This is a genomic window from Bathymodiolus heckerae thiotrophic gill symbiont (genome assembly GCF_900128515.1).
In the GTDB taxonomy this organism is placed as follows: Bacteria; Pseudomonadota; Gammaproteobacteria; order PS1; family Pseudothioglobaceae; genus Thioglobus_A.
On record NZ_FQTP01000056.1, the window covers coordinates 1 to 9,456 of the forward strand.

The 9,456-nt window shown below is 34.4% G+C and carries 12 protein-coding genes and 1 pseudogene; 8 read left to right on the forward strand and 5 right to left on the reverse strand.

What is annotated here, in order from left to right:
• The 5 genes and pseudogenes from BTHERMOSOX_RS07490 to relB form a co-directional block, all read right to left on the reverse strand.
• A pseudogene (locus BTHERMOSOX_RS07490) lies at window positions 1–532 on the reverse strand (hypothetical protein); the annotation flags it as partial.
• Between the two features lie 276 nt (window positions 533–808).
• The gene (locus BTHERMOSOX_RS07495; RefSeq protein ID WP_346654946.1) at window positions 809–1,993 is read right to left on the reverse strand and encodes an IS630 family transposase; all 1,185 of its coding nucleotides are present in this window, start codon (window positions 1,991–1,993) and stop codon (window positions 809–811) included.
• A 118-nt stretch (window positions 1,994–2,111) separates the two neighbouring features.
• Window positions 2,112–2,975, reverse strand: a complete 864-nt coding sequence (locus BTHERMOSOX_RS07500; RefSeq protein WP_138120474.1) for a hypothetical protein — start codon at window positions 2,973–2,975, stop codon at window positions 2,112–2,114.
• 22 nt (window positions 2,976–2,997) lie between these two features.
• Window positions 2,998–3,279, reverse strand: a complete 282-nt coding sequence (locus tag BTHERMOSOX_RS07505; protein WP_138120475.1) for a type II toxin-antitoxin system RelE family toxin — start codon at window positions 3,277–3,279, stop codon at window positions 2,998–3,000.
• A gap of 14 nt (window positions 3,280–3,293) precedes the next feature.
• On the reverse strand, window positions 3,294–3,542 hold the full coding sequence (gene relB, locus BTHERMOSOX_RS07510) for a type II toxin-antitoxin system RelB family antitoxin (RefSeq protein ID WP_138120476.1): 249 nt from the start codon (window positions 3,540–3,542) through the stop codon (window positions 3,294–3,296).
• A gap of 293 nt (window positions 3,543–3,835) precedes the next feature.
• On the opposite strand from relB, the gene BTHERMOSOX_RS07515 reads away from it, so the two are divergent.
• The 8 genes from BTHERMOSOX_RS07515 to BTHERMOSOX_RS07550 all read left to right on the forward strand — a co-directional run.
• Window positions 3,836–4,468, forward strand: coding sequence for a hypothetical protein (locus tag BTHERMOSOX_RS07515; RefSeq protein WP_138120477.1), 633 nt, complete (start codon window positions 3,836–3,838; stop codon window positions 4,466–4,468).
• A gap of 9 nt (window positions 4,469–4,477) precedes the next feature.
• Window positions 4,478–4,786 (forward strand): hypothetical protein, encoded by a 309-nt coding sequence (locus BTHERMOSOX_RS07520; RefSeq protein ID WP_138120478.1) that lies wholly within the window; start codon window positions 4,478–4,480, stop codon window positions 4,784–4,786.
• A complete protein-coding gene (locus tag BTHERMOSOX_RS07525) occupies window positions 4,770–5,909 on the forward strand; it encodes a hypothetical protein (protein WP_138120479.1) in 1,140 nt (379 codons plus the stop codon). Before BTHERMOSOX_RS07520 ends, BTHERMOSOX_RS07525 begins: the two co-directional genes overlap by 17 nt.
• A gap of 6 nt (window positions 5,910–5,915) precedes the next feature.
• Window positions 5,916–6,182, forward strand: a complete 267-nt coding sequence (locus tag BTHERMOSOX_RS07530) for a hypothetical protein (protein WP_138120480.1) — start codon at window positions 5,916–5,918, stop codon at window positions 6,180–6,182.
• A gap of 498 nt (window positions 6,183–6,680) precedes the next feature.
• On the forward strand, window positions 6,681–6,908 hold the full coding sequence (locus tag BTHERMOSOX_RS12070; protein WP_171004694.1) for a toprim domain-containing protein: 228 nt from the start codon (window positions 6,681–6,683) through the stop codon (window positions 6,906–6,908).
• Entirely contained in the window at window positions 6,889–7,209 is a 321-nt protein-coding gene (locus BTHERMOSOX_RS07540; protein WP_138120481.1) for an H-NS histone family protein, read from the forward strand. Before BTHERMOSOX_RS12070 ends, BTHERMOSOX_RS07540 begins: the two co-directional genes overlap by 20 nt.
• Window positions 7,210–8,197: 988 nt before the next feature.
• Complete coding sequence (locus BTHERMOSOX_RS07545) at window positions 8,198–8,857, forward strand: hypothetical protein (RefSeq protein ID WP_138120482.1); 660 nt, start codon at window positions 8,198–8,200, stop codon at window positions 8,855–8,857.
• Window positions 8,858–9,233: 376 nt separating this feature from the next.
• A partial coding sequence (locus tag BTHERMOSOX_RS07550; RefSeq protein ID WP_212744634.1) for a hypothetical protein occupies window positions 9,234–9,456 on the forward strand: 223 nt, incomplete at its 3' end.

Here is a 9,456-nt window from a genome sequence, read left to right on the forward strand (position 1 = left end):
CGGAGCAGGGTTTTGTGCGTAGTTGAGACGGACGCAGGGCGGCCAGGGCATCTCCCATTCGCTGCGTAGGCGAATGAATTATGGCGACAGGAGTCCCAAAATTTCGTGAGGTAGCATGGCGCGCCTGTCGCCTTCCGCTTTTTAAATGCAAAACTACTTGGGCTTTTTTAGATGTTAGTAATTCATGCTTAAATGCTGACTCATCAGGGGAAAAAGCCAATGTGGGTCTGGCTTTAGTAAATCCTGCACTACCCTCATCTAGCAATCTTTCAATGACTCGTACTGGCGTGTCAAATCCGACAGCTAAACGTTCCAAACGTTGGTAAACATCATCAGGCAAACTTATTGTTACAGACATTTTAAATTCTCCATAAATAAAATCATGCATAGAACTATATATGATTGTATTTATGGAGGCAAGCCTTAAAAAATTAACTCTCTCTGCATTACGCTTGAAATGCAGAGAATATAGTAAATATAGAAAAAAGCCCCGCAGGGCTTTCTTGTTCAGCGACAAGTCACCTATTTTCACAACAAAGAGGAAATAGATGTCATTTAGTATCTACAAAAAACTTCATCTATTCCCATTTCTGGTACTAAATGAAATTATGTAGGAGGTATTACATAATAAGTTTTTTGTAGATACTTTAATCTTATTCAAAGTAAAAAAATGTCAAAGTTTTCCACATTTCTTAGATTGATATGGTGGATATTTTTAATATAGGAAGTTTAAATCTCAATTAATTTAATAAAATCTACTCTCAATGTTATACCTAGTACCACGCCCCTTAAATAACCGATAATAAATTTACGCCGTCAATGCCTTACCTTTATATGTCCATTTAAATGGTTTGGCCATCGTTTCATTGAAATAATTCATAAATTTAAATATTTTGTTTCTTAGATCATCCTTTGAAATAAAATTCCCTCGTTTGATAACTTTTCTCATTAAGATACCGAACCAAATTTCAATCTGATTCATCCATGAAGCATGCTTAGGCGTGTAGTGAAAAACAATACTTCTATCAGCGGTCATCAAGTAGTCTTCTCGTGTTTGCATTGATTTCAATATTCCACTTTTGCCTTTTATACCTAGATCCTGAGTGTCTCCACAATAGTCGGCAACAAAGCGTACAAGGCTTTCTGATTTATGGGTATTTAACTGATCGGCAATAAAATGATATACCTTACCACCTGGGTTTTTATCAATAAGGTATTTGATCGACTCAACAAAATCCGGTTCAGTTCGTGTCTCTTGAATCAGGCCGTTTATAATGCCCGTTGCCACATTGAACCCGCCCAAAAGTGTTTGTGTACCATGGCGTGCATACTCAAATTCGATAGATTGAATTTGACCTGTCCTCATAGGTAGATCGGGGGAAATTCTTTCCAATGCCTGAATCCCCGTCATTTCATCAACACTTATAATAACCTCTTCTGGATTTTTTAGAGCAGCTCCATAAAGTCTGCAAATGTCTTCAATTCTTTCTTCTTTCCGCTCATCCGCTTTCGCATTCAGCCAGTACTGGCTGTGATGGGGTTTTAAGTCATTTTCTTTTAAAAGTCGCCCCAGATGGTTTCGGGAGATGCTTTCGACAATATTCTGTTTGACTGCTTCTGAGGCCAGTTCCTTATGCGTCCAATGAGTGATAGGGCGGCCATAATCGATAGGTTTTTCACAAGCAAGTGCTATAATCTTACACCGCTGTTCCGGTGTAAATGTATCTGGAGCTCCAGAGCGTGGAAGGTCTTGCAGTCGCTCTCGGACTGGCTTATCAGCCAGTTCATTCCAGCGGGCTGTCCAGTCCGTAATCATATTGTTTCGCACATCAAGTTTTTTCGCAATCGCTTTGTATTTCATTCCTGTGCTCGCTATTAAAATAATTTTCGCTCGTAGCACCATATTAAATTTTTCTGTCTGTTTGCGGATGATTTTGTTTAATATTTCACGTTCATTTTCTTCCAAAGTAACTGGGTATTTCGGTTTTTTCATGCCTTCCTGTATGGCGGATTGGAGTATTATTGACTAGGATACTAAATACTGGGGAAAGGAGGGAGTATTATCGGTTAATTAGAGGGCGTGGTACTAGTTTTTAGAAAGTTAAGAAACATCAACCCTCATCAAGTATTTCTAAAATAACTCCGTCAAGGCTTGTTTTTGCTTTCACATAGCCACGAACAACTCCCCCAAATCCATTTTTTCCACGATATTTTGTCAAAACAACTAAGTGATCTCCTCTATCCCAATAAGAAGTTTCATCATGCTCATAGCTACTAGGGTCATTCATAGCTTTTTTAATTATTTTCTCTAAGCCTCTATGAGAACCGTCCCAAGGGCTAAACTGGCTTTCTATACGTTCTTTTCTTGCTTCTGCCTTAATCTGTTCTTGCTTTGCTTCCTCAATCTTAGAGCTATAAAACTCTAACTTTTCTTTATACTGATTATTATCAGGGACAAGAATTAAGAGCCTTTCATATAAGCCTTTATTTTTTATATACTCCTTCTCCGGTATGCTTTTTAATTCAAATAATATATTTTCAATATCTTGTTTCCGCTTAAGTTTATCAATTTCTTTTTTCGCTTTAGCACGAAGTCTGTTTATATCCACATCAGAAGCAAAAAGATATTGATTCGATTTGTCAAAAGCTACTTGATAGTCTTCTTCCTGAATGGCAGTGTTTATGGTTGCTACAATATTTGGTTTATCTTTTTCAAATAAGTCAATTTTTTCTTGTTTCTGTTTTTCTGCCAGCTTTTTTACTGCTTCATTTTGGGATTGACTAGTAAAATATCCAGAAGCAATAAATAAAATGAACACAGATATAGTGCGAAATTTTACAGTTAAATTCTTGTTGGTTTTTTTTGCAACAAACTCCTTAATAGGAGGGATAATCAGAAAAGATGCTAATATGAAAAAAATTCCACCAAATAAAGATTGAATGAGAGTGAGCAATCCCGCTAATAGAACATTCACACCAAAAAACCACGCTAGAATTTTATATACTATATTCAATGCTATACCCCTTATAAACATCTTTTCTATGCTTCACTTTCACAACCAAAACATGAAGCTTCTCATCATCTCTTGAACACAAGAGCCTATAATCCCCTACCCTAAACTTATAAAGCCCTGATTTATCGCCAACCAAAGGTATTAAATGCTTTTTAGGATTTATAGCTAGTTTTTCATCAATGGCTTTTGTAAGCCTTTCTTGAATATCACGACTTAGCTTATAAAACTGTTTTTTGGCTTTTTGTTCAAATTCTATTTTATACATTTAAAAAGCTTATTTTATAAATTAAGTTCTTTTTTCATATCCTCAAAAGGCACTGCCTTTTCACCAGAGGCTAAAAATTCATCATGTGCTTGTTTTGCGTCTTGATAATCTTCTAAATCCTCTAGCCTATCTGTCAATAACTGCTCTAGCCCTTTTTTGATGTAGTAGCTTTTAGACCTTTCTTCAGCCCGTGAAACCTTATCCAGCATTACCCCAAGCTCTACAGGGATATTAGCGGAAACACTTACAGATGTAGTAGCCATAATCACACCTCATTGTAGGCTTGTATTTTAAGCAAAGCGCCTACGGTAAAAATTAAAATTATTATTATTACCCTAATAGTATTCTATTTTTTGCAAATCTCAATAATTTTTGCAAGCTTTAGCAAAACCAACTAAAATGCAGAAAGCACAGAAACTATTCAGTGAATATAGCTACACACTATAGCCACTGAATATATTCATTAATTATACTCAATAATTATATTGGCTTATTATATGTAATGAATATACTGACCTGTGTGCATATAATACTTATACGGATAATTTAAAATCTTATGAATAAAGACGTGTTGTTTTACAATGATTTAGGAAGGCAAGGGAAGAGTACGCTTGCCTATAATTTTTATGACTTTCAAAGACAAAAAAATATAATAGGTAAATATGTTACCAACGATATAGTAAACATATCTTTTCCTATAAAAAAGCTCGTAGGGGAGAAAAACATAATTTCCATAACTGCGGGGGAAGAAGTAAAGATAGATACGGATGATTTTAATATATTTGATTTTGGGGGCTATCTTGATAATAGAGTTGTAAGCGTTACAAAACACGTTAAATATATAGTTATGCCTATAAGCTATGTTTCTAACTCAGAATTAAAAATAACAGCTAAGACGATTAAAGGATTAATTAAATATAATCCGAATATCGTTGTGGTTTTCAATAAAACAAAGAAAACAAAGATTAACCGTGGTATGGAAATGCTTAATTTATTATTTGAAGCTCACGAAATTGATACTAAAAATATAAAAATTTTTGTCGTTAATGAGTCCGAATATATGACAAGATTATCAGATTTAGAGCAAAGTATTTTTGATGTTGCTAATGCTAGTAAAGGGGACAAAGCACAATTAAATAAAAATATTATTCCTCAATTAACAGACATTTATAATTATCTTACTATATAAAGTACACTTATGAAAAAAACACTAAGCAATAAAAGAGCAAATAATTTACTAGACGGTCTTGAAGATGAGCCTATTAGAATAGAGAATGTAGTGATCACTACCCCCGACCACATGGCTATTGCTGAACCAGAAAAAAGAACCGCCAGAATACAGTCAATGGTAACTCCTACAGAAAAAAAAGAACTTCTTGATAATATGGGTAGGTTTAAAGAGTCTGATGTACTTAGAGAGCTTATATTAATCCTTCTTGATAAACCCACAAATAAAATTAATATAAGAACACATATTATAAATATAATGAATGGAAAAAATGGGTGAAAATAAAAAAGAGCCTGAATACCCTTTAGGAATACAGTTAGAACTTTTTCAGTCTACCAAAAGGCTAAATTTGTCTGAAACTTACGAAGCTATACCTAAAGACGTTTCAGCTACAGACCCCGCAATAGTATGGATTAATAAATATATGGCAGAACCTATTGAAAAGCCTTTTTCAATAGGTAAACAAAGCTTTATATCTGAAATCATCCCAGCAACGATTAAAGATAAAAAAATTGATGCCTACAAAAGCGTTTTTCCTGATTTAAGAGAAAGCAGAATTGAATATGCAATAATTTCTTTAGCGTCAAAACAAATTGTAGATATTGGATATGACAAAAAAGAAAAACAAATACACCTTTTAAAAACGACTTACTACCAAATACAAAAAGAAATTGTAGACGCAATTAATAAACGGGAAAACAGAAACTTAAAGCCTAATGATTGTCCATATAATACTACTAGTATAAAAGAAGCTTTAGAAGTATTGAGAAAAACCACTATTACCGTAAAATATGAACACGGCGAAAAGCAGTATATTTTTAGCCGTATTAAAGATATATACATGGACAATAAATATGTAGCTATAGAGCTTGGAACTATGGCAACAGATTATATTAATAGTGGGGATTGGAAAGCTACAGATAAAAATAGTATCTTAGCTTCAAAAGGAAAGTACGAGCTAAAACTAAGGGTATTATTAAATCTAAAATTCAGATATGCAACACAAGGAGGGCATTATAATCCCTCTCTAACTTTTTTAATGCATCATTTAGGGTTTGTTCAATCTCAAAAGACGAAAACAAATATGGAAAGAATGACAAAAATTATTGAAAGTTTGCATGAGGTTGAAAGGGTGGAGATTGAAAAAAAATATGATGGTAGAAAAATTATAGACGCTATCTTTAAAATATACCCTACAAAAGATTTTACAAGCATAATGATTGAAAACAACAAGGCTACTAAACGTACTAAAGAAATGATTATAGACGGGGATGGCATACCTCTAATAGAACCTATGCAGTCTGATTTTGAAAGTAGCCCAGAATTTCAAAAAGCCAAAAGAGAATACGATATAAACAAGGGTAAACATCTTTTTGGTAAAAAGAAAAATCTTTTTAATTAATTAGCCATGAGAACACAAGAAGCTTTTACAGTATCAATTTTGGATTGTGCGTATAAACTAGGCTTAAAGTTTAGTCATAATTATATAAATACAGAGGGATTAACCGAGCATATTTTTCACTCTCCTTTAAGAAAAGATGAAAACCCCTCTATTTATATAAATGAAGTAAAAAACGTTTGGTACGATTACGGAGGTATAACAGACGGGGGCGGGATTATTCATTTTATAAATTATCTATATGGGAATAGTTTAAGCGATACAAAAAAGCATTGAAAATATTAGATAATATATATCCTCACTTAAAGCACCCCTCTAAAAGAAATTCTCAAGCTAGACGTATTGGACATATTAGCCAAGGTTTGCCTGTTTTAAAAATAGTGCATTCTCAAAAAATGAACTCTCCCCTGCGGGGATCTATAACAAGAAAGAAAAAGAAGCGGTATTTAAAGTAGTTCAAGTCAAAGATCTTTTTTCTTATCCACTTAAAAATTATTTAAAAGATGATAGAGGAATTAGCTTAGATATAGCAAAAATCCATGTTAAGTAAATTGTTTATAGACATATAGAAAAAGATGTTGAATTTTACGGGATTGGTTTTAAAAGTGGCGATACTTGGTCAATCAGAAGAAAACAATTTAAGGGGTTTTTAGGGAAGGGGGCAGATATAAGCATTATAGATATAAAAACTGATAATATTTTAATATTTGAGGGTTTTATGGATTTTTTATCATACTTAACCGCCAAACGTATTAAAAACCTCAAAATACCGTTATTGTTCTAAATAGTGCTGTTTTTCTAAGACGTGCTTTAGAGTTTATAAAAGAAAATGGTAATATAAAGTCAATAGACTATTTCAGAGATAGGGACGATACAGGAAAGCAAAGTATTAATAAGCTTGAAAAGGCTTTAAGCGGTGTTATTATCCGCGACAAATCTAACACATACCCCAACCATAAAGACTTAAACGAGTGGCTAACAAATGAATATTCAAAAACTTGAAACAGAAGAAATAACCCGTTTAATTAGTGAGCTTAATAGCGAGCTAAAAATAAGGATAGAAAAGGAAAAAGATAAGTTTTTAGATGAAATTAGAGAAAAAGCGGGGTTTTTCGGGGTTTCCGTTGAAGACTTGATAGTAGAGGCTTGTGAGCCGAAAAAACGGAAAATGAGTAAGGTTAAACCTAAGTACCAAAACCCCGACAATCAAGCTGAAACATGGACGGGAAGAGGACACAAACCCAAGTGGATAGTGGCACAACTTGAAAATGGTAAGCAGTTAGACGACATGCTAATTAGCTAAAAATTCCTTTTGGGGCGTGCCTTAAATCTAAAATTACACAACAGGCTGATTTTAAGCGTCATTAGGGGTGTTTTTCTATGTTTTTGATACTTGCCCTTGTCCAATCGCCCTAACGGCTCTTTATGAACCGTTGAGTGACTATTAGCATACGAGGCTAATTTTTTCTTTCTTGCAATAGCCCCGCAGGGGCTTTTTTGATTTTTTGCCTCATTTTTGAGTTATTAACAATTTTCAGCCTTACTACTATAGATTAATATAATGGTTAAAAGGTTATATAACAGGTTAAAGAAAAGGTTAGCCGATAAAAAATAGGCTTAACTTATTTATTTTAAAGGCTTTTTTGGACTTGAGGGCAACTCCAGTCCCTGTATTACCGCAACTCCAGTCCCTGTATTGACGTTTTAAACTTGTTGTATAGCTAATTTTTATCCACAATTTTTCATTAAGGGCAACTCCAGTCCCTGTATTTTTGGCTTAGTTTTTAACATTTTGAACTGACCTTAGCACCAGTCCCTGTATTTTTTCATCGAGGGCAACTCCAGTCCCTGTATTTTTGGGCAAAAATCTAGCTGATTTTCTAAGGGCAACTCCAGTCCCTGTATTACCGCAACTCCAGTCCCTGTATTGAAAATGAGTTATTAACAGTTTTTGTGGATAACTTTTAGCTATGAACATGCAACAAAACGAGTAGGGGAGCGGGCATGTTGCAACGCCTTAGATTTGTAGCGAACTGGCTAGCGTAAGGACTTAATTGAGTTATGGGCTTGTCTGTCTGCTTTTGAGTTTGTCCTGATTGTGTTTTATGGGAATTTTCGGTCTAGCTGGAAGTCTGCGAGAATATTTAGAATACGTTAGTATGAGAAATATTCTTGAATTGCTTTATATACCCTATCCTATTGTTTTTATTGAATTTATACAATATATGGACTACACCAATTTTGAATTGTAGAATATATTATAATTTGCATAATTATAGATTATAAATATATTGAGTGCTGAAATGACCGAGAAAAAGCAAATTTGCGAGGCTATGAGCCTTAAATATTTTCCATTCCTAGATGAAGCTGCGGGAGGCGTTAGCACGGGCTTAGAGGCGCATACAGCACGGGAGGCCTTAGACTTTTATGCAGAATCAGAGGAGAACTGCAAACGCCTAGAATCCTATCTAGCAAGCTATTTACCTCACAAAAAAGAGCCATTTATAGAAAAGTACAATATAGGAGATAATTTCTATATTGGGCATTTTTATTATGAAAACCTCTTAAACAGCAAAATAGGTAAAGAGATACTTTTTATACTCTTGAACGACAAAGCCCTCAAACAATGGGAGGTAATGCAAGAGCTACAAAATCTTATAGCTGAAGAAAAAGAAAAGCTCTGCTTAATGCCAAACGGGTATTTTAATATAGGTGGTAAGGCGGTTAAAAAGACTGATTATTACCAGCAAAAATTTGATGATTTTGTGACGACAAAATACATTCATTCATATATTCACTTTATAAATAAGCATGAAAAAAGTAAGGAGGAGAAAACACACTTTTATACAAAATACAAACCCACTAAAGAGAGTTATTTGGATTATATACTCTCTGATTTTAAAGCCACAAAATCTTTTCTTAAAACTAGAAGCTTTTATACCACTCCATGAACGATACAGGCACACCCATATAACGGGAAACACGGGGAGCGGTAAAAGTTTTTATTGGCTGGGCTGATCTTTTCAGTCCTTAGAACTCAAAAGGCTAGCCTATTATTCCAAGACAACAAAGCCAAGCGTCTAAAAGCTGAAAATTTCATATTAATAGACCCACACGGCGACTTATCAGACGATATTTTCAGAATGTCGCTCAAATTTCACCAGCACCTAGATTTTAGTATTTATCTACTAGACCCTTTCCTCAGCAACGAAAAAACACCGGTAATAAACCCCTTTGAGTTTGAGGGGAACGAAACAGAGTTAAACTCATATACAGAGGAGCTTGTAGGGGTATTTAGAGAGATACTAGGGACGGAATTTAGCCTTAATGCTCGGCTACCCATCTAAGGCGGGACAAAAACTAAAAGCCAGCCATCATATTCTTGTATTATATGCTCATGCAAAAAACAATACGACACAGAAGATACGCACGACCCGCAAAGCAATAATCACGGAAGTTGCAAAGTATGGCAAACAAAGTATACGTAAAATTGCGTCTGCTATTAAGAGCACTAAAAGTAGTGTTTACCGGCAGATTAAGGCACAAAAGG

Bases quoted from the DNA above. Each gene is read 5' to 3' on its own strand.
- BTHERMOSOX_RS07495 (WP_346654946.1), bottom strand. From the start codon at position 1,993: ATGAAAAAACCGAAATACCCAGTTACTTTGGAAGAAAATGAACGTGAA.
- BTHERMOSOX_RS07505 (WP_138120475.1), bottom strand. From the start codon at position 3,279: ATGTATAAAATAGAATTTGAACAAAAAGCCAAAAAACAGTTTTATAAG.
- relB (WP_138120476.1), bottom strand. From the start codon at position 3,542: ATGGCTACTACATCTGTAAGTGTTTCCGCTAATATCCCTGTAGAGCTT.
- BTHERMOSOX_RS07515 (WP_138120477.1), top strand. From the start codon at position 3,836: ATGAATAAAGACGTGTTGTTTTACAATGATTTAGGAAGGCAAGGGAAG.
- BTHERMOSOX_RS07520 (WP_138120478.1), top strand. From the start codon at position 4,478: ATGAAAAAAACACTAAGCAATAAAAGAGCAAATAATTTACTAGACGGT.
- BTHERMOSOX_RS07525 (WP_138120479.1), top strand. From the start codon at position 4,770: ATGGAAAAAATGGGTGAAAATAAAAAAGAGCCTGAATACCCTTTAGGA.
- BTHERMOSOX_RS07530 (WP_138120480.1), top strand. From the start codon at position 5,916: ATGAGAACACAAGAAGCTTTTACAGTATCAATTTTGGATTGTGCGTAT.
- BTHERMOSOX_RS07540 (WP_138120481.1), top strand. From the start codon at position 6,889: ATGAATATTCAAAAACTTGAAACAGAAGAAATAACCCGTTTAATTAGT.